This window comes from Nonomuraea antri (assembly GCF_013283785.1).
GTDB lineage: Bacteria > Actinomycetota > Actinomycetes > Streptosporangiales > Streptosporangiaceae > Nonomuraea > Nonomuraea antri.
In genome coordinates, this window is record NZ_JABCPZ010000216.1 from 1 (window position 1) to 18,482 (window position 18,482).

The window sequence follows — 18,482 nt, forward strand, 5'->3', positions numbered from 1 at the left end:
GGGCTGGGCGGGTTCGTGCCGCCGCTGGTGATGGGCTTCCTGTACGGCCGGCTCGGCTCCTACGGGCTCGGCCTGGGGCTGCTGGCGGCGGTCGCGGCCCTGACCCTGGTGCTGACGATCACCGTGGTGCGGCTGACGGCCGCCCGCCGGCTCACCGTCGTCCCATGACCGGCCGGACGCTCAAGCACGACCCTGCCCGGCCTGGCCCGGCGCTCGGGCACGACCCGGCCAGGCCTGGCCGGACGGCCCAGGGCTACGATGGGCCGATCATGGTCACGTCCCGGTACCACAGCGGCGCGCGCCGACCGGCACAGGGGAGCGCGTCATGACGTGGTGGGCGGTGGTGCGTTTCCTGCACGTGCTGGGCGCCGCGCTGTGGGTCGGCGGGCAGCTCACGGTGTCGCTGGTGGTGCTGCCGCTGGCCAGGCGGCTGCTCGACGACCAGCGCCGCGGCCAGGTGCTGTCGGCCGTGGGCCGCCGTTTCGGGCTGCTCACCGCCGCGGTGTTCCTGCCCGTCCAGCTCGCGACCGGGGTGGCCATCGCCTGGCACAAGGGCGTCACCTGGGCCTCGCTCGCCGAACCGGGCTACGGGCGGATCCTGGCGGCCAAGCTCGCGCTGTTCTGCGCGGTCATGGTGATGGCCGCCCTGCACGGGTGGGCCGCCGGTCGCGGCCGTCCCGCCTTCGCCAGGAGCATGGCGGTGGCGGCGCTGGCGGGCTCGCTCGGCGTCGTCCTGCTGGCCACCGCGCTGCCCGCGACCTGAACCTCCTCCTCCCGGCGGGTCCCTGACTCAGGGGCCCGCCTTTTCGCCGTGCGGACCCCCTGGAAGTCGTGTCTTGACGAATCCCTCACATCGGTAAATGATTATTCCTACTTGTTAAGTAGAGAAAGGGGGAATCGTGCGAGCGCTCATCCTGCTCGGGCTCGTCGGTTTCGCGGCCCAGCTCGTCGACGGCAGCCTCGGCATGGCCTATGGCGTGACCTCCAGCACGCTGCTGCTGGCCGTCGGCACCAACGCGGCGGCCGCCTCGGCCACGGTGCACCTGGCCGAGATCGGCACCACGCTCGCCTCGGGCATTTCCCACTGGCGCTTCGGCAACGTCGACTGGAAGGTCGTCGGCAGGATCGGCATCCCCGGCGCGCTCGGCGCCTTCGCCGGGGCCACCTTCCTGTCCAGCCTGTCCACCGAGATCGCGGCCCCGGTGATGTCGATCATCCTGCTGACGCTCGGGGCCTACATCCTGGTCCGCTTCACCGCCTTCGGCCTGCCGCGCGGCAACCTGGGCAAGCCGCTGCGGCGGCGGTTCCTGGCCCCGCTCGGCGTGGTGGCCGGCTTCGTCGACGCCACCGGCGGCGGTGGCTGGGGCCCGGTCGGCACGCCGGCCATCCTGGCCAGCGGCCGGCTGGAGCCGCGCAAGGTGATCGGCTCCATCGACGCCAGCGAGTTCCTCGTCGCGATCGCGGCCAGCGTCGGCTTCATCGTCGGCATCGGGTCGGAGAACATCGACTTCGCCTGGGTGGCCGTGCTGCTGCTCGGCGGCGTCATCGCGGCGCCCATCGCGGCCTGGCTGGTGCGTCACATCCCGCCGCGCATCCTCGGCTCGGCCGTGGGCGGCGTGATCATCCTGACCAACGTGCGGACGCTGCTGCGCAGCGACTGGATCGACGCCCCCGGCGGCGTCCAGGCCGTCGCGTACATCGTCATCGCGGTGATCTGGGCCGGCGCCATCGCCTACTCGGTCCGCGAGTACCGGCGTGACAAGGTCCACGAGTCCGTCGAGCCGGCCACCGCCAGGACGGCCGCCGAGGAGGAGCAGACCCCGGCGTGAGAGACGTCACAGACACCGGCGCCGGATGATCCGCAGCAGTCCGGCGCCGGCGAAGTAACCGGCCACGGCGGCCGTGGGCAGCCCGGCGACACCGTGCCGGCCGGGCCCGGCGGCCGCGATCCCGAGCAGCCCGGCCACCACCGCGGCCAGGCCGAGCACCGTGAACACGCCCGCCGCCACACCCGCCGTACCGGACCCCGTCCCCGCCGGGCCCGCCCGTAGCTCGACGGGGCCGAACACCAGCACCAGCACGGCGAGGATCAGCGCCAGCACGACGAGCCAGGGCACCCGCAGCAGCAGCCACAGCGGCGTCCCCGGCGGCGGCTGGGGCAGCACCCCGGTCGGATACAGCGCCAGCGCGCCGAGCACGGCGGCGCTCATGTGCCACAGGAACAACGTCATGATCACCGCGTTCACCGCCACCACCACGAGCCACGGACGCCGGCGCCGCAGCAGGCGCGCGGCCGGGTCGTGCGCCCACAACGCCAGCCCGGTCTGGACGGCGGCCAGCGCCAGCAGGGCCAGCGTGGGCGGCGAGGTGTTCTGGATCTCCTGCCCCGGCACCCCGACCATGCTGATCGGATACGGCCCGGCCACGGTGAGCAGCACGAGGGCGACCAGCCCGCCTGCGGTCAGCGGGACCGCCACCCTGCGCCCGGCCGGCAGGCGGCCGTCCTGCCAGGCGAAGCCGAGCTGGTGGACGGCGAGCCAGGCCAGCAGGAAGTTGGCCGACCCGGCCACGGGCATCCGCAGCAGCAGCCGGACGGCGTCACCCGCGGCCACCGCCCCGGCCAGCACGATCGGCACGGCCAGGCCGTGGCGGCGGTGCAGGGCGTGCATGGCCGGAGTGAGCGCCACCACGGCCAGGTAGACCACCAGGAACCACAGCGGGATGGCGGCCAGCCAGACCGCCGTGGCGACCAGCCGGGTGTCCGCGCCGAGCACCCGCGCGGCCAGCGCCGCCGCCACCAGCGTGGCCAGCAGCGTGCTGGTGGGACGCAGCAGCCGGTCCGTCCGCCGCAGGATCCAGGTCGTGGCGCCGCCGCCGCGCGATCGGTGCGAGGCGAGCGAGGCGGCGCCGGCGTATCCGCCGACCAGGAAGAAGATCGGCATGACCTGGAACACCCAGGTCAGCGGCCGGGTCCACGGCACGAGCTCCAGCACGTTGCCGCCGCGCAGGCCGCCTGGCCCGTGGGTGACGTGCACGGCCAGCCAGTGGCCGACGATCACCGCGCAGATCGCGATCGCGCGCAGCAGGTCGACGGGACGGTCGCGCCCGGCGGGCGTCCGATCGGCCAGCCGCCCGATCCGCCGCAGCGCGCGCACGGGGGACAGCTCCACGACGTGGTCCCCCTTCCCCGCGCGCCCCACGCTAGCCGGGCGGCCGCCGCCGGCGCGGGCTCCGGACGGTGTGTCGCGGGTCCGGGACGCGATGTTGGCTTCGGCGCGCGGTGGGCAGGGGAAGGTCATGCGCGCCAAGCAGCTTTCCGTCGACGAGGAGCAGACCTATGCGGTCGTCTTCGACCAGGGCGAGGAGGTCGTGGCCGGGCTCACCTCATGGGCGGCCGCGACCGGGATCAGGGCCGCCCGCCTGACCGGCATCGGCGGGTTCGGGCACGTCATGCTGGGCTTCTTCGATCCCGCGGTGATGGATTACCGGCGGATTCCGGTCGAGGAGCAGTGCGAGGTGCTGGCGCTGGTGGGCGACTTCGCGATGTCCGAGGACGCCGAGGGTCCGCAGCTGCACGCGCACGTGGTGGTCGGCCTGTCCGACGGCGCGGCCCGCGGCGGGCATCTGCTGTCCGGCGAGGTGTGGCCGACGCTGGAGGTGCTGGTCACCCAGTCGCCCCGCTACCTGCTCCGCCGCCACGACCCGCACACCGGGCTGGCGCTCATCGACCTCGACGCGGGCGCGTGACAGCCGAAACGCACAACTGATTGTTCGTTCGCACACAAGTGTGTTAGAAATGGCGACCGTGAACGTCGCCCAACGCCTCGACCTGACCCTGCGCCTGGTGCAGGGCGGCGGCCGCATCTCGGTCGGCCGGCTCGCCCAGCGCCTGGGCGTCTCCGAGATGACCGTGCGCAGAGACCTGGCCACGCTGGAGGAACAGGGCCTGGTCCGCCGGGTGCACGGCGGCGCGGTGCCCACCCGCGCCCGCGCCGGGGAAGACGGCTTCGCGGCGCGGGAGAGCTGGCAGGCCGCCACCAAGGACCGGCTGAGCGCGGCCGTGGCCGCGCTCGTCGAGCCGGGCTCGCGCGTGCTGCTCGACGCCGGGACCACGACTGTGCATGTCGCCGAGCACCTGGTCGCGCGGGCCCCGCTGACGGTCGCGGCGCTCAGCCTGCAGACCGCGGCGCTCCTGGCCGACCGGCCGGGCATCGAGCTGCTGGTGGTGGGCGGCCGCTCCCGTCCCGGCGAGCGGTCGCTGGTCGGGCCGCTGGCCCTGCGCACCCTGGGCTCGCTCGTCTTCGACTGCTTCGTGATGTCCATCGGCGGCGTGCACGCCGAGCAGGGCTGGAGCGAGTTCTCCCTGGACGACGCCGCGGTCAAGCAGGCCGGCCTCGGCCAGGCCACCCGGACGATCGCGGTGGCCGACGCGACCAAGCTCGGCGTGCGCGCGTTCAGCCAGGTCGCCCCGCTCGGAGCGGTGGACGCCTTCGTCACCGACAGCGCCGCCGACGACGCCGGCACCCACCCCAACGGCCCGCGCACGCTCAAGGCCCTGCGCGACGCGGGCGTCGACACCCACCTCGCCTGACCCTCGAAGGACGGACACATGACCACCACCCAGGCCCGCCCGCTGATGATCCTCGTCGCCGGCCCCTACCGCGCGGGCACCGGCGACGACCCGGCCAAGCTCGCCGCCAACGTCCGGGCGATGAACGAGACCGCGCTCACCCTGTTCCGCGCCGGGCACCTGCCGGTCACCGGCGAGGCGCTGGCCCTGCCGCTGCTGGAGACGGCCGGCAGCGGCCGGCCGGGCGACCCGCTCTTTGATGAGATCTTCCACCCGGTCGCCGAGCGGCTGCTGACCCGCTGCGACGCGGTCCTGCGCATCGGCGGCCCGTCGGAGGGGGCCGACCGGATGGTGGCCCAGGCCCGCGCCCAGGGCAAGGACGTCTACACCGCCCTGCGCGAGATCCCGGCCGCCCGATGACCTCCGGGGTCAGGGCGGTGTGGACGGCAGCGCCCGGCGCGCCCCCCACGCGTCGGAGAGCCGGTTGGCGGCCACGTAGACGAGGTTGACGGTCAGGATCGCGGGCGCGATCACCGCGACGAAGCCGGGGAAGTCCCGCTCGAAGGTCAGCGCCAGGATCACCGCGGTGACCCCGTTCTGCTGGGCCAGCCCCAGGTGGACGCGGTCGGTGAGCGGCAGCCCGTGGGTGAGCACCAGGGCCGCGAGCATCTGGGCGGCGAACGCGGTCAGCCCGAGCAGCGCGCCGAGCAGCAGGTTCGCGCCGCCGACCAGCAGCAGCCCCATGAGGAACGCCGACAGCGCGAACGCCGCCTGGACGGCCCGCAGCAGCCAGCGCGGGTCCGGGACGCGCAGGTAGAGCCCGGCGGTGGCCAGGCCGAGCATGAGCGAGGTCCACGCGGCCGAGACCACCGCCGTGGCCGCGGCCAGGTGGGCCAGGATCGGCGGGGCGTTCCTGACCAGCCGCCACACGCCGTAGGCGGCCGCCGCGAACAGCGCGTTCAGCCCCAGGTCGGCCAGATAGGCCGCGGACAGGCCGTCCTCGCCCGGCTTGACCAGGGAGACGGCGTAGAACGCCAGGATGACCGTCACCGGGTCGTCGAAGGAGGACCAGGCGCCCAGGATCGTCTTGGCCCGCGGCGACAGCCGGTTGTCGGACATCACCGAGGCCACCGAGAGCGGATCGATCTGCGCCACGGCCACCGCGAGCAGCACCGAGCGCGGGTCGCCGGTGACGAGGTAGAGCACCCCGGCGATGAAGGCCGCCTTGAGCAGCACCCCGACGGTGACCGCGAGCAGGATCAGCCGGGCGTGCGCGCGGGCCTCGGTCCTGTCGATGCCGTGCGTGCTGCCGTACAGGCCGACCGCGAGCAGCAGGCTGCTGAGCAGGAGGTAGCCGCCGGAGTCCGGCAGACCGGAGACGTCGCCCAGATCGGCGGCGAGCCAGCCGAACCCGACGACGACGATCAGGAACCCGATTCTGACCAACGTTCACTCCCTGAAACGGGGCGCAGGTGTCCCCGCGTCTCCGGCGTCTTGTCCCGCTGATTGATCGGTGGCAGCGCGAAATGCCCGCGGATCGCGTCCACGAGCCTGGCCATCTTGTCATCGGCCACGTCGACCTTGCGCTGATCGAGCGTCACGCCGATCAGGTAACGGTCGGCGTCGACCCAGTAGAGGTACAGCGCGCCGCGTTCGACGTCGAGCACGGTCCTGATGAGGCTGCCGCTCTCGATGCCGGACAACTGCCGGTCCAGCCGGGCGGTCAGCCACTGCAGCTGGGTGCCCGCCTGCAGGTATAACAGGCGGCGCTGCTCCTGCGTGGTCTCATGGAAGAAGTGGGCCAGGTCGGCGTCGTCCAGGACGTCGGTGTAGAACAGGCACCGCTGCCCGGTGAAGTAGCCGACGAAGTGCAGGTCGTCCTGGTCGAGCATGGCCACGCAGGTGTCGAGCGCCTTGGTCAGCGAGGCGCTCGGCTCGGGGACGGTCCTGATGAGGATCTCCGACTCGCCGATGACCTTCCGCTTGGTGGCGCTCGGCAGCGGGCCGGGCGGCGCGGTCAGGTGGGGGAGGTAGAGGCCCCGGCTGTACAGCAGCATGAGGTAGAGGCCGGTGGCCACGGTGAACGCGCTCACCCCGGCGGTGATCAGCCCGAACAGCTCCGACCTGACGCCGCCGCCCCACCAGATCGGCCCGAACGCGGCGACGAACCCCAGGACGCCCTCGCCCACCGCCGTCACGGTCATCGCGGCGACCAGGAGCAGCGGCAGCCGCGCCCGGATCCGGCCGAGCACCAGCGCCAGCACGGCCAGGACGACGATCACGGTCAGGACGGTGACCGCGCGGGAGACGCTGTAGTCCTCCCGCTCGATGTACCACGACAGCAGTTCCAGGACGAGGGGCAGCAGCACCAGGGACGCGACGACGACGGCGAATCTGCCGTAACGATCCCTGTCCACGCGCATCGGGCCCTTCGAGTCGGCAAGCTCAGAGTCCAAGAAACGGATGATCAGGTCAATCCTCTCAGACCGGGGCGGACCGCGCCTCCCCTCGCTTATGGCCGACAATGACGAATGTGATTGTGGACAAGGCGATCTATTGCGGCGGCGTGCGCGAGGACATCGACGGCGACATCAGCGACGCCTTCAACGACGCCAGGGCCAGAGGCCACTGCTTCCTGTGGATCGGCCTGCACGAGCCGACGCAGGACGAGTTCGACCTGATCACCAGCGAGGTGAAGCTGCACCCGCTGGCCGTGGAGGACGCCATCCACGCCCACCAGCGGCCCAAGCTCGAACGCTACGACGACACCCTGTTCGTGGTGCTCAAGACGCTGCAGTACGTGGAGGCCACCTCCGACATCGAGGTCGGCGAGATCAACCTGTTCCTCGGCCGCGACTTCGTCATCAGCGTCCGGCACGGCCAGGCCAACGCGCTGGCCGGGGTGCGCAGGCGCATCGAGAGCGACGACGATCTGATGGCGGCCGGCCCGGCCGGCGTGCTCTACGCCATCTGCGACCAGGTGGTCGACACCTACTCCCAGATCTCGCACGAGGTCGAGCACGACCTGATCGTGCTGGAACGCCGGGTCTTCAGCGGCGAGCACGCCGACGTCACCGAGGACATCTACTCGCTCAAACGCGAGGTGCTGGAGTTCCGCGCCGCCCAGGACCCGCTGGTGCCGGTGCTGGAGGAGATCGTCAAGGGCCGGGTGGAGCTGTGCTCGACGGCCCGCGACCAGTTCCGCGACGTCCTGGACCACCTGCTGCGCGTCGACGCCGCGGTCGACGAGCTCAACGAACTGCTCACCAGCGCGCTGAGCGCGCACCTGGCGCTGGTCTCGCGCGACCAGAGCGCCGCGGCCATGCAGCAGAACGCCGACATGCGCAAGATCTCCTCCTGGGCGGCGCTCATCGCCGTCCCCACCATGATCGCCGGGATCTACGGGATGAACTTCGATCACATGCCCGAGCTGCACTGGCTGCTCGGCTACCCGCTCAGCCTGACCGTCATGGTGATCGCCGTGATCATCGTGCACCGGCTGCTGCGCAAGAGCGGGTGGCTGTGAACTCCCGGCCCAGGATGTCGGTCAGCCGGTGGCTGCTGGCCGCGATCGTCGCCTGGATCATCGTGCTGACCGTGCTCATCCTGCTCGACCCGGACGGCTCCGCGGGCCTGCCCTGAGCGTTCAGCGCCGCTCACGCCGCTCGCGGCGCGGCCAGGCCAGCCTGATCGGCGTCAGCAGCGACAGCGCGGCCAGCGCGAACGCAGGCAGCAGCGCCCAGCGCAGCACCTCGGCGCTCACCTCCTCGACCTTGGTCATGGTGCCCAGCGAGCTGCCGATGCTCGCGTACACCTCGTCGAGCGAGCCGGCGCTCTGGGCGTCGTAGGACTTGCCGCCGGTGCCGTCGGCCAGCGCGCCCAGCGTCTCGGCGTTCGGCGGGACGCGCAGCAGCCGGCCCTCGATCTCGACCGAGCCGTCGGGGGTGCCGAAGGCGATGGTGGAGACCGGCACCTCGGCCGCGGCCGCCTCCCGCATGGCCTCGGGCACCGTACGGCCGGAGGTGTTGTCGCCGTCGGACAGCAGCACGATCGCCGCCGGCGGCGGGTCGTTCACCGCCTGGCCGTCGAACGAGCGGATCGACTCGAGACCGGCGTAGACCGCCTCGCCGATGGCGGTGCCGGTGGCCGGCTTGAGCGCGTCGACCGCCCGCGCGACCGCGTCGTGGTCGACGGTGGGCGAGACCACCACGGACGCCGACCTGGCGAACGACACCAGGGCCACGTTGAACCGCTCGGGCAGGCCCGCGACGAACTTCTTGGCCGACTCCTTGGCCGCCTCCAGCCGCGACGGCGGGATGTCGGTGGCCACCATCGACAGCGACACGTCGATGGCCACCACGATCGTGGCCCGGTCCCTCGGCACCTGCAGTGAGGCGGCCGGGCGGGCGGCGGCCACGATGAGCAGCCCCATCACCAGCGCGAACGTCGCCGCCGCCAGGTGACGCGACCAGCCGGGCCGCTCCGGCGCGATCAGGTCGAGCAGCCGCAGGTCGGTGAAGCGCGCGGCGTAGCGCGGCCGCAGGAACTGGGCCAGGACGTAGCCGACGACGCCGGCGGCCAGCGCCGCGAACGCCCACAGCCAACCCGCGGCCTGAAAGCTCACCCGTCCTCCCGGCAAGGACCATCGGCGCGCGGTGGACGCGGCGGGCCCGCCGCTCCCCGCCGCACCCGTCGTGCGTGCGAACACCCGTGCTCCTACCCGCCGCGAACCCCGCGCACGCCCCGCACGCGGGCCGCCGCTACCAGAGACGCCGTTAGGGAGTTCGGCCGCCGGGTAGCCGCCGGAGCAGGACGAGCGTATGCGCGAGCTGGGGGTTTCAACGTCATGGATGCGAACGCGTTTCCCGATCTGATCATCGAGCAGCGGCGGCCTTCCCTGTCGCGAGCCGCGGTCGCGGCGGGCGCGGGCTTCTGCGCCGGGGCCGCGGTCGCCTACCTGTTCGATCCCGCGCGGGGGCGCTCGCGCCGGGCCAGGATGCGTGACAAGGGGGCGCACGCGACGCACCGCCTCCACGACGGCGTCGGCGTCCTGGGCCGCGATCTCGGCAACCGGGGCCGGGGGTCGGCCGCCGCCGTCCGCTACCGGTTCCTGGGCGCCTCGGTCGACGACCGGGTCCTGCACGAGCGGGTACGTGCCGAGCTGGGCCGCCACGTCGGCCATCCGCACGCGGTGCGGGTGCACGTACAGGATCGGGAGGTGACGCTCGACGGCGACGTGCTGGCCGCCGAGGACGAGCAGGCCCGCCGGGCCGTCCGGCGCATCCCTGGCGTCAGGCGCGTGCACGCGCGATGGACCGCGCACCGCGACGGCGCCGGGGTCCCCGGGCTGCAGGGCGCGGGACGCCGCCGCCGGCCGGTCCCCGAGCTGCTGCAACAGCAGTGGTCGCCGACCGCCAGGCTGATCGCGGGCATGGGCGCGGCCTGGATGTTGGCCGCGGCGCGCGGGCTGCCCCGTCCGCTGTCGTGGGCGGCGCGGTGCGGCGGCGCGCTGCTGGGCGCCCGCGTGTGCACGAATCTGCCGCTGAGCCGCATCACCGGGGTCAACGCGGGCAGGCGCGCGATCGACGTCACCGCCGCCGTCGAGATCGACGCCCCGCCCGAGCGGGTCTGGGCGCTGGTGAGCGACTACTCCGGCTTCGCGAGCTTCATGCCCGACGTACGGGAGGTGCGCCGCTCCCCGGACGGCACGCTCTCCCACTGGACGATCAGCGGCCCCGCCGGGGTGCCGATCCGCTTCGACGCCACCGAGACCGGCCGCGAGGAGGGCAGGCAGATCACCTGGAAGTCCACCGACGGCCAGCTCATCGCGCACACCGGCGCGCTGCGGCTGTGCGAGTCGAACGGCGGCACCCGCGTCCAGGTGCACCTCACCTACAACCCGGTGGCGGGCGCGGCCGGCCACGCCATCGCCGCGCTGCTCGGCGCGCACCCGCTGCGCAAGCTGCAGCAGGACCTGGGCAGGCTGAAGGCGCAGGTCGAACGCGAAAGGCAGCCCGCCTGACGAGCGGGTACCGCGGCCCGCCCGGCGAACGCGCCCCGGCGAGCGCCCCGCGCCCCGCCTCCGGGGACGCCGCGTGATGACATGGGTGTTCGACCTGTGATCTCATGACCTGTGGCATTCTGAGCGCCCGGACCATCGCCGCTCGACCGACCGGAGGTGACCATGAGCGGCGCGCACGAACCCGGGGCGGGGCTGCGCACCTTCCGCCGCTACACCTGGTGGAGCCTGCTCGCGACCATCGACCTGACCCTGTTCTTCTTCGTCCGCGACTGGGTCGTGAACCCGGGCGTGGCCGGCTGGGTGCGGCTGTTCAGCGGGGTCGCGCTGGCGGTGCTGCTGGTCGCGGCCGGAGTGCTGCTGCACCGCAGGCTCCCGCGCACCCCGCCGGACGGTCGGCAGGCGGGTCGGCAGGCTGGGCGGCAGGCCGGGAGCCCGCCCGCGCCGCCCGTCGCGTGGCTGGTGGCCGGCGGCGTGTCGGCCGCCGTGCTCGGGGCGATCCCGCTCGGCCTGCGCGACTACGAGATGTGGTCGCTGCCGCCCGCGGCGATGGTGTCGATCGGGGCGATGTTCCTGACGCCGCCCGCGCGGCGCACGCTGATCGCCGCCGGCATCGTCGGCGCGGCCGTGCTCGGCGGCGGCGTCAACCTGCTGGCGGGCGACGAGCGGCTGCTGTTCGCCGCCACGTTCCCGGCCGCGATGGTGGCCTGCGTCGCCTGGATCGCGCTGGGCACGCTGTGGGCCTGGGACGTCGCGGAACGGCTCGACGCGGCCAGGCACCTGGCCGCCGAGCTCGCCGTCAAGGACGAACGGCTCAGGTTCGCCGCCGACCTGCACGACATCCAGGGCCACCACCTGCAGGTGATCGCGTTGAAGAGCGAACTGGCGGCCCGGCTGGTGTCGGCCGACCCGGAGCGGGCCGCGGCGGAGATGCGCCAGGTGCGCGAGTTGTCCGCGGACGCGCTGCGCGACACCCGCGCGGTCGTCCAGGGATACCGGCGCACCACGCTCGACCGGGAGATCGGCAACGCGGCCAAGGTCCTGGACGCCGCCGGCATCGACACGACCCTGGAAGGCGAGGCCGACATGGACGCGCTGCCCGAACCCGGCCGCCACCTGCTCGGCCTGGTGATGCGCGAGGCGACCACCAACGTGCTGCGCCACAGCCGGGCCAGGCACGCGCACGTCCGCTACCTGAGCGAGGACGGCAGGATCACGCTGCGGATCGGCAACGACGGCGCGGCCGCCGCCGTTTCGAGCGAGGGCACCGGGTTACGCGGCCTGGCCGAGCGGCTGGAGCAGGCCGGCGGGACACTCGAATGGCGGCACGACGGCGGCCGTTTCGAGGTGGCCGCGTCGCTGCCGCTGCTCGTGGCCGGGGCGGACGAACGATGATCAAGCTGCTCATCGCCGACGACGAGGACCTGCTCAGGGGCGCCCTGGCCGCCCTGCTGAACCTGGAGGACGGCATGGACGTGGTCGCCGAGGCGGCCACGTCCACCGAGGCCGTGCGGCTGGCCCGCACGCACCGGCCGGACATCGCGGTGCTGGACCTGGAGATGCCCCCGGCCGACGGCCTGCGCGCGGCCACCGAGATCCGCGCCGAGCTGCCGACCAGGATCATCCTGGTCACCCGGCACGCGCGCCCGGCGGTGCTGCGCCGCGCGCTGGCCGCCGGCGTGAGCGGGTTCGTGCCCAAGACGACCCCGGCCACCAAGCTCGCCGAGATCATCCGCGACGTCGCGGCCGGCCGGCGCTACGTCGACCCGGACATCGCGGCCTCCGCGCTGACCGAGAACGAATGCCCGCTCACCGAACGGGAGCTGGAGGTGCTGCGTGCCTCGCGGACCGGCGCCTCGGTCAACGAGATCGCCGCCCAGGTCCACCTCGCCTCCGGCACGGTGCGCAACTACCTGTCGTCGGCGATGGCGAAGCTGGGCGTCGCCTCCCGCCACGCCGCCGCGCACCGCGCCTGGGAGGAAGGCTGGATCTGACCCGGCCACGGCGCTAGACGTGCGCGGCGCAGCCGGGGCCGCCGTACTCGGCGCGGCGGCGCAGCATGACCACGAGCATGAGCGGCAGCATCAGCACGTGCTCCAGGAGCATCAGCGTGTCGGCCGAGATGACGTCCAGCCACAGCAGCGGCAGCAGCGCGGCCACGGGCACGATCATCGACGCCGTCATCTCCAGCGTCGCCGGCCAGGCGTGGCCGCGGATCCGCATCCAGATCAGCATGCCCGCCGACATGTCGAAGGTCATCTTCAGCGCGGTCAGCGTCGGGTACCCGTCCGGGAACGAGGTCCCGGCCAGGGCCAGCAGCCCGCGCAGCGCGGCGTCGAACAGGGCCATGCCGACCAGCATGGCGGCGATCATCTCCAGGTAGTGCCGGGCGAACGGCCACCAGGAGCGGCGGGCGGCGGGGGACGGGGCTGTCGTCATGACGGGTCCTTTCCTCGTGGTCGCTGTCACCCCTCCACAGTGCTCGCCGGGGCCCGCCGCCAGTAGTGCCGTAAGCGCACGTGCCGGCGTGGGAGATGACAGGTGATCGCATGACATTTGTCACGCGATCACCGTCGGGGTCACCTGAGGAAGACCAGGTCCCGGTGGTCGTCGCGCCACAGGTCCTCGTCCGCGTCGGGCAGCAGCAGGACGCGGTCCGGGCGCAGGGCGTCGATCGCGCCCTCGTCGTGGGTGACCATCACGATCGCGCCCGGGTAGGAGCCGACCGCCGCCAGCACCTCCTCCCGCGAGGCCGGGTCGAGGTTGTTGGTCGGCTCGTCGAGCAGCAGCACGTTCGCGCCGGAGTGGACCAGCCCGGCCAGCGCCAGGCGCGTCTTCTCCCCGCCCGACAGGACCCCGGCGGGTTTGCCCGCGTCGTCCCCGCCGAACAGGAAGGCGCCCAGGACGCTCCTGGCCTCGCCCTCGGTGAGGTGCGGCGCGGCGGCGCACAGGTTCTCCAGCACGGTGCGGCCGGGGTCGAGCGTGTCGTGCTCCTGGGCGAAGTAGCCCAGCCGCAGCCCGTGCCCGCGCACCACCCGGCCGGAGTCCGGCCGCTCGTGCCCGGCCAGCAGGCGCAGCAGGGTCGTCTTGCCCGCGCCGTTGAACCCCAGGACGATCAGGCGGCCGCCCCGGTCCACCGCCAGGTCCACGCCGCCCAGGACCCGGTGGCCGTCATAGGACTTGGCCAGGCTGACCGCGCCCAGCGGGATCCGGCCGCACGGCGCGGGCTCGGGCAGCCGGATCCTGGCCGCCTTCTCCGTCCGGCGGGCGGGCTCCAGCTCGGCGAGCATCCGGTCGGCCCGCCTGGCCATGCTCCTGGCCATCACGGCGGTGGCCGCGCGGGCCTTCATCCGGCCGGCCTGCGCGTGCAAGGTGGCGGCCCGGCGTTCGGTGTTCGCCCGTTCGCGGACGCGGCGGCGTTCGTCGCCGTCGCGCTGGGCCAGGTACGCCGCCCAGCCGGTGTTGTGCACGTCGATCGTGGCGCGGGTGGGGTCCAGGTGGAAGACCCGGTTGACGACGTCGGCGAGCAGCCCGGTGTCGTGGCTGATCAGCACCAGGCCGCCCTGGTGCCCGGCCAGGAAGGCGCGCAGCCAGGCGATGGCGTCGGCGTCCAGGTGGTTGGTGGGCTCGTCGAGCAGCAGCGTGCCGTCGTGGCCGGCGAACAGGATGCGGGCCAGCTCGACGCGGCGGCGCTGGCCGCCGGACAGCGTGCCGAGCCGCTGCCGCATGACCCGCTCGGGCAGGCCGAGCCCGGCGGCGACCCGCGCCGCCTCGGCCTCGGCCGCCCACCCGCCGCCGGCCTGGAAGGCGGCGTCGGCGTCGGCGTAGGCACGCATCGCCCGCTCCAGCTCGCCCGGATCCGTGGCTTCCGACATCGCGGTCTCGGCCGCGCGCAGCCGGCGCAGGGCCTGGTCCAGGCCGCGGGCGGACAGGACGCGGTCGGTGACGGTGACGGACTGGTCGGCCGCGCGGGAGTCCTGGGCGAGGAAGCCGAACGAACCCGTGCGGGTGATCGTGCCCGCGGCGGGCCTGGACCGGCCCGCGAGCGCGGTCATGAGGGTGGTCTTGCCCGCGCCGTTGCGGCCGACCAGGCCGATCCGGTCGCCGGGTGAGACGGTGCAGGAGATGCCGGACAGCAGCAGGCGGGCGCCCGCGCGCAGCTCGACATCACGAACGGTGATCATGAGATGACGCTCCGAATAAGCGAAAGGACACACTTCTGGCGGGGAAGCGGGTCCTCGGCTAGGACATTCGGGGCGTCGACATGTCAGCGACCATAACCGAGCCGGTGTGCGCGGCGCATCCGCATTTCGCCCCCGCGGGTCTCACCCGGGCGGCGGCGGCGCGGACGTGCGCTGGTAGGCGAGCGGCACCCGGCCGCTGTCGGGCACGATCAGGCGATGCCCGTGGCGGCGCCGGTATCGCCGGGCGCAGACGGTGCCCGCCACCGCCGCGGCCACCGGGAACACCAGCCCGATCGGGCGCAGCGCGGGCACCAGGTCCACCGGCAGGGTCAGGGCCAGCCCGGCGACCAGCGCCGCGTCCAGCACCAGGGCCGCGCCCCACAGCGCGGTGACCGTCCTGATCGCGCGGCGGAAGTCGGGGGACTCGCGCCAGGCCCGCTCCCTGGGCGCGCCGAGCTGACGCCCGATCTCGAAGGCCAGCGGCCGGGCCAGCACGATCGTGGCCAGCACCCACGCGCCCGCGACCGCTTCGGCCAGGCAGTCCATCAGCAGCAGGAAACGCGGGGCGCCGCGCAGCAACGCGATCACCCCGCCGATGGCCACCGCGCCGACGCCGAACGCGTCGAGCCCGTCGACGCCGCCGCCGCGCACCGCCTTGTGCGCCACCGCCGCCACCGGGATCAGCCCGCCGGCCAGCAGCGCCAGCGGCGCGGCCAGCCCGGCGGTGCGCAGCGTGTAGTACGCGGCGATGGGCGCGATCACGTAGATCAGCAGGATGAGCACGAGCATCACCTGCCAGGTGACGGTGCGTTCCGACGACGCCATCACCGTCACAGTTTACACGTGCTCGATCACGGAGAGTGTCCGGGCGGTGCGGGTCAGACCGGGCGGATGACCCGGGCCGGGTTGCCCGCCGCCACCACGTTCGCCGGGATGTCCCTGGTGACCACGGCCCCCGCGCCGACCACGCTGTTGTCGCCGATGCCGACGCCCGGGCACACGATGACCCCGCCGCCGAGCCAGACGTTGTCGCCGACGCTGATCGGCCGGGCCGACTCCAGCTTGTCCCGGCGCGGCCGCGGCTCCACCGGGTGGGTCGGGGTCAGGAGCTGCACGCCCGGGCCGAGCTGGCAGTCCTGCCCGATGGTGATCGCCGCGACGTCCAGCGCGGTGAGGTTGCAGTTGACGAACGTGCGGGCGCCGATGCGCAGGTTCTCGCCGTAGTCCACGAACAGCGGCGGCCTGACCACGGCGCCCTCCCCGAGCTCGCCGAGCACCCGGGTCAGGGTCTCGCGGGCGAGCCCGTCCTGGCCCGCGAGCGTCTGCAGCCGGTAGGTCTCCAGGAGCTCCGCCGCCCGCCGCGCGATCGCGGCGCTCTCCTCGTCGTCGGCGATGTAGAGGTCGCCGGCGAGCATGCGCTCGCGGTTCGTCCGCGGGTCGCCCGCGAAGTAGTCCGGCCGTTCCCGATGATTCGCCGCGCCGCCGCCCATGCGCACGACCGTACGTGTCCCGGCGGGCGGACGTCCGCGCCCGGGCGCAATGGGTTGGTCAGGTCTCCGTCATGGCCTCGCGGCGGCGGGTGGCGGCACGGGCGGTGCGGGGTATCGCTGGACTGATCGTCCGCGGCGGCGAAGGGGGCCAGGGGTGGATGTCGCCGCGCGCGCCGCCTGGCTCGCGGCCGGCCTGCTGGCCGTGGCGTTCCTGGCCGGGTTCACGCCGGCCGGGAACCGCGTCCTGGCCGGATTCACGCCGGCCGGGAACCGCGTCCTGGCCACCGCGATCGCCACCGAGATCACGCCGGTCGTCGCCGGTCAGGTGGCCGACGGCCTGCGGCGGGCCGAACGGGACGGCAGCCGCGCGTACGTCATCGAACTGGACACCCCGGGCGGGCTCGGCGAGTCGGCCAGGGACATCGTGGCGAGCATCCTGGCCGCCCGCGTCCCGGTGATCGTCTACGTGAGCCCGCAGGGGGCCAGGGCCGCCTCCGCCGGGGCCGTGATCACGCTCGCGTCCCACGTGGCGGTGATGGCGCCGGGCACCGCGATCGGCGCGGCCACCCCGGTCGGCCTGCAGGGGCAGGACCTGGCCGCCAAGGTCGTCAACGACGCCGCGGCGCAGGCCGAGGCGCTGGCCCGGCTGCGCGGCCGCGACGCCGCGCAGGCGGCGGCGATGGTGCGCAGCGGCCGGTCCCTGTCCGTTGGCGAGGCGGTGCGGGCCGGGGTGGTCGAGGCCGAGGCGGCGACTCTGGCGCAGGCGCTGCGGGCCGCCGACGGACGCCAGGTCCAGGTGGCGGGCGGCCGGACGGTCACCGTCCGCACCGCGGGCGCCGCCGTGGACCGCGCGGACCCGGGCTTCTTCCAGCGGGCGCGGCAGGTGCTGGCCAACCCGAACCTGGCCTACCTCCTGCTGCTGCTCGGGCTGCTCGGCCTGATCTACGAGCTGGTCTCGCCCGGCGTCGGGGTGGCCGGCGGGATCGGCGCGGTGGCGCTGCTCCTGGCCCTGTTCAGCCTGGCCGTGCTGCCGGTCAACGCGGCCGGCGTGCTGCTGCTGGTGCTGGCCGCCGCGCTGTTCGTGGCCGAGCTGTTCGTGCCGGGCACCGGCGGCCTGGCCGTGGCCGGCGGCGTGGCGCTGGTGCCCGCCGCGCTCCTCCTGTTCGACGACGCGCAGGGAGTGCGGGTCGAGCCGGTGGTGGCGGTGCCGACGGCGGTGGTCATGGTCGTCCTGGGCATCGTGGCCGGCCGCCTGGCCTACCGGTCGCGGCGCGGCCGGGTCGTCTCCGGCACCGCCGCCTACCTGGACCGGACGGTACGGATCGAACAGGCCGAAGACGGGCAGGGCCGGGCGTTCATGGACGGCGCCTGGTGGACGGTACGCGGCACCGGCCCGCCCCTGCGCACCGGCGACCTGGCCAGGATCGTCGCCGTGGACGGGCTGACCCTCGTGGTGGAACCGCTGCCTGAGCAAGGGGAGAAGACATGAACCAGACGCTGATCGGCATCGGGATCGCGGTGCTCGTGGTGATCCTGCTCGCGGTCGCGGCCGTCAAGATCGTGCAGGAGTACGAGCGCGGCGTGATCTTCCGGCTGGGGCGGATCCAGGGGGCCAAGGGGCCCGGGCTGTTCCTCATCATCCCGGTCATCGACCGGATGGTCCGCGTCGACCTGCGGATCCTCACCGCCGACGTGCCGCCGCAGGAGATCATCACCTCCGACAACGTGACGGTCAGGGTGGACGCGGTCACCTACTTCCAGGTGCTCGACCCGGTGAAGTCGGTGATCGCCATCGAGGACTACCAGGTGGCCACGTCCAAGATCGCGCAGACCACGTTGCGCAGCATCCTGGGCCAGCGCAGCCTGGACGACCTGCTGATGAAGCGCGAGGAGATCAACCAGGAGCTGGCCCGCGTCATCGACGACCTCACCAACCCGTGGGGGGTGAAGGTGTCGCTGGTCGAGGTGCGCGACGTGTCGCTGCCCGAGGCGATGCGGCGCGCGATGGCCCGCCAGGCCGAGGCCGAGCGCGACAGGCGCGCCCGGGTGATCCACTCGCTCGGCGAGAAGGAGGCCGCGCAGAGCCTGGGCGACGCGGCGGGCATCCTGGAGGCGCATCCGGCGGCGATGCAGCTGCGCACGCTCGGCTCCCTGGTGGACGCGGCCTCGCAGCAGGGGTCGACGGTGGTGTTCCCGGTGCCGGTGGAGCTGGTCCAGAT

20 protein-coding genes are annotated in these 18,482 nt (G+C 73.7%); 12 read left to right on the forward strand and 8 right to left on the reverse strand.

Annotated features, from left to right (window positions below; genetic code table 11):
• The first annotated feature begins 325 nt into the window (after positions 1 to 325).
• Both HII36_RS43560 and HII36_RS43565 read left to right on the forward strand, forming a co-directional pair.
• Entirely contained in the window at positions 326 to 763 is a 438-nt protein-coding gene (locus HII36_RS43560; protein ID WP_173529221.1) for a hypothetical protein, read from the forward strand.
• Between the two features lie 136 nt (positions 764 to 899).
• Positions 900 to 1,829, forward strand: a complete 930-nt coding sequence (locus HII36_RS43565; protein WP_173529222.1) for a sulfite exporter TauE/SafE family protein — start codon at positions 900 to 902, stop codon at positions 1,827 to 1,829.
• A 6-nt stretch (positions 1,830 to 1,835) separates the two neighbouring features.
• Here the strand turns inward: HII36_RS43565 and HII36_RS43570 are convergent, their stop codons facing one another.
• Complete coding sequence (locus HII36_RS43570) at positions 1,836 to 3,170, reverse strand: acyltransferase family protein (RefSeq protein WP_328808159.1); 1,335 nt, start codon at positions 3,168 to 3,170, stop codon at positions 1,836 to 1,838.
• A 127-nt stretch (positions 3,171 to 3,297) separates the two neighbouring features.
• Here HII36_RS43570 and HII36_RS43575 point away from each other — a divergent pair, with 127 nt between their 5' ends.
• Genes HII36_RS43575 through HII36_RS43585 form a run of 3 tightly spaced genes read left to right on the forward strand, consistent with a single transcriptional unit; the run spans position 3,298 to position 4,990 of the window.
• Positions 3,298 to 3,747 (forward strand): PPC domain-containing DNA-binding protein, encoded by a 450-nt coding sequence (locus tag HII36_RS43575; RefSeq protein ID WP_173529223.1) that lies wholly within the window; start codon positions 3,298 to 3,300, stop codon positions 3,745 to 3,747.
• Positions 3,748 to 3,796: 49 nt separating this feature from the next.
• The gene (locus HII36_RS43580; RefSeq protein WP_217370695.1) at positions 3,797 to 4,591 is read left to right on the forward strand and encodes a DeoR/GlpR family DNA-binding transcription regulator; all 795 of its coding nucleotides are present in this window, start codon (positions 3,797 to 3,799) and stop codon (positions 4,589 to 4,591) included.
• Between the two features lie 18 nt (positions 4,592 to 4,609).
• Positions 4,610 to 4,990: a hypothetical protein gene (locus tag HII36_RS43585; RefSeq protein ID WP_217370696.1), complete on the forward strand. Its 381-nt coding sequence runs from the start codon at positions 4,610 to 4,612 to the stop codon at positions 4,988 to 4,990.
• Between the two features lie 9 nt (positions 4,991 to 4,999).
• Here HII36_RS43585 and HII36_RS43590 read toward each other — a convergent pair whose 3' ends face one another.
• Entirely contained in the window at positions 5,000 to 6,016 is a 1,017-nt protein-coding gene (locus HII36_RS43590) for a cation:proton antiporter (RefSeq protein ID WP_173529224.1), read from the reverse strand.
• Complete coding sequence (locus HII36_RS43595) at positions 5,995 to 7,026, reverse strand: hypothetical protein (RefSeq protein WP_173529225.1); 1,032 nt, start codon at positions 7,024 to 7,026, stop codon at positions 5,995 to 5,997. Before HII36_RS43595 ends, HII36_RS43590 begins: the two co-directional genes overlap by 22 nt.
• A 68-nt stretch (positions 7,027 to 7,094) precedes the next feature.
• On the opposite strand from HII36_RS43595, the gene HII36_RS43600 reads away from it, so the two are divergent.
• Both HII36_RS43600 and HII36_RS58330 read left to right on the forward strand, forming a co-directional pair.
• The gene (locus HII36_RS43600) at positions 7,095 to 8,096 is read left to right on the forward strand and encodes a magnesium and cobalt transport protein CorA (protein ID WP_173529226.1); all 1,002 of its coding nucleotides are present in this window, start codon (positions 7,095 to 7,097) and stop codon (positions 8,094 to 8,096) included.
• Positions 8,087 to 8,212 carry a hypothetical protein gene (locus HII36_RS58330; RefSeq protein ID WP_268959759.1) on the forward strand — a complete coding sequence of 42 codons (126 nt, stop codon included), beginning with the start codon at positions 8,087 to 8,089 and terminating at the stop codon, positions 8,210 to 8,212. Before HII36_RS43600 ends, HII36_RS58330 begins: the two co-directional genes overlap by 10 nt.
• Before the next feature lie 4 nt (positions 8,213 to 8,216).
• Here the strand turns inward: HII36_RS58330 and HII36_RS43605 are convergent, their stop codons facing one another.
• Positions 8,217 to 9,194, reverse strand: coding sequence for a VWA domain-containing protein (locus HII36_RS43605; protein WP_173529227.1), 978 nt, complete (start codon positions 9,192 to 9,194; stop codon positions 8,217 to 8,219).
• Between the two features lie 222 nt (positions 9,195 to 9,416).
• On the opposite strand from HII36_RS43605, the gene HII36_RS43610 reads away from it, so the two are divergent.
• From HII36_RS43610 to HII36_RS43620, 3 genes are all read left to right on the forward strand, one after another.
• Entirely contained in the window at positions 9,417 to 10,592 is a 1,176-nt protein-coding gene (locus tag HII36_RS43610; protein ID WP_173529228.1) for an SRPBCC family protein, read from the forward strand.
• Between the two features lie 162 nt (positions 10,593 to 10,754).
• On the forward strand, positions 10,755 to 11,984 hold the full coding sequence (locus HII36_RS43615) for a sensor histidine kinase (protein ID WP_173529229.1): 1,230 nt from the start codon (positions 10,755 to 10,757) through the stop codon (positions 11,982 to 11,984).
• Positions 11,981 to 12,583, forward strand: a complete 603-nt coding sequence (locus HII36_RS43620) for a response regulator transcription factor (RefSeq protein ID WP_173529230.1) — start codon at positions 11,981 to 11,983, stop codon at positions 12,581 to 12,583. The genes HII36_RS43615 and HII36_RS43620 overlap by 4 nt, the downstream gene beginning before the upstream one ends.
• A gap of 13 nt (positions 12,584 to 12,596) precedes the next feature.
• Here the strand turns inward: HII36_RS43620 and HII36_RS43625 are convergent, their stop codons facing one another.
• The 4 genes from HII36_RS43625 to HII36_RS43640 form a co-directional block, all read right to left on the reverse strand.
• Positions 12,597 to 13,028: a hypothetical protein gene (locus HII36_RS43625; protein WP_173529231.1), complete on the reverse strand. Its 432-nt coding sequence runs from the start codon at positions 13,026 to 13,028 to the stop codon at positions 12,597 to 12,599.
• A gap of 140 nt (positions 13,029 to 13,168) precedes the next feature.
• Positions 13,169 to 14,773 carry an ABC-F family ATP-binding cassette domain-containing protein gene (locus tag HII36_RS43630; protein ID WP_173529232.1) on the reverse strand — a complete coding sequence of 535 codons (1,605 nt, stop codon included), beginning with the start codon at positions 14,771 to 14,773 and terminating at the stop codon, positions 13,169 to 13,171.
• Between the two features lie 141 nt (positions 14,774 to 14,914).
• The gene (locus HII36_RS43635) at positions 14,915 to 15,598 is read right to left on the reverse strand and encodes a VC0807 family protein (protein ID WP_328808160.1); all 684 of its coding nucleotides are present in this window, start codon (positions 15,596 to 15,598) and stop codon (positions 14,915 to 14,917) included.
• 53 nt (positions 15,599 to 15,651) lie between these two features.
• Complete coding sequence (locus tag HII36_RS43640) at positions 15,652 to 16,263, reverse strand: sugar O-acetyltransferase (RefSeq protein WP_173529234.1); 612 nt, start codon at positions 16,261 to 16,263, stop codon at positions 15,652 to 15,654.
• A 154-nt stretch (positions 16,264 to 16,417) separates the two neighbouring features.
• On the opposite strand from HII36_RS43640, the gene HII36_RS58955 reads away from it, so the two are divergent.
• Together HII36_RS58955 and HII36_RS43650 are read left to right on the forward strand one after the other, a co-directional pair.
• Positions 16,418 to 17,752: an NfeD family protein gene (locus tag HII36_RS58955; protein WP_217370698.1), complete on the forward strand. Its 1,335-nt coding sequence runs from the start codon at positions 16,418 to 16,420 to the stop codon at positions 17,750 to 17,752.
• On the forward strand, positions 17,749 to 18,482 hold a 734-nt coding region (locus tag HII36_RS43650), incomplete at its 3' end, for a slipin family protein (protein WP_173529236.1). The genes HII36_RS58955 and HII36_RS43650, both read left to right, overlap by 4 nt.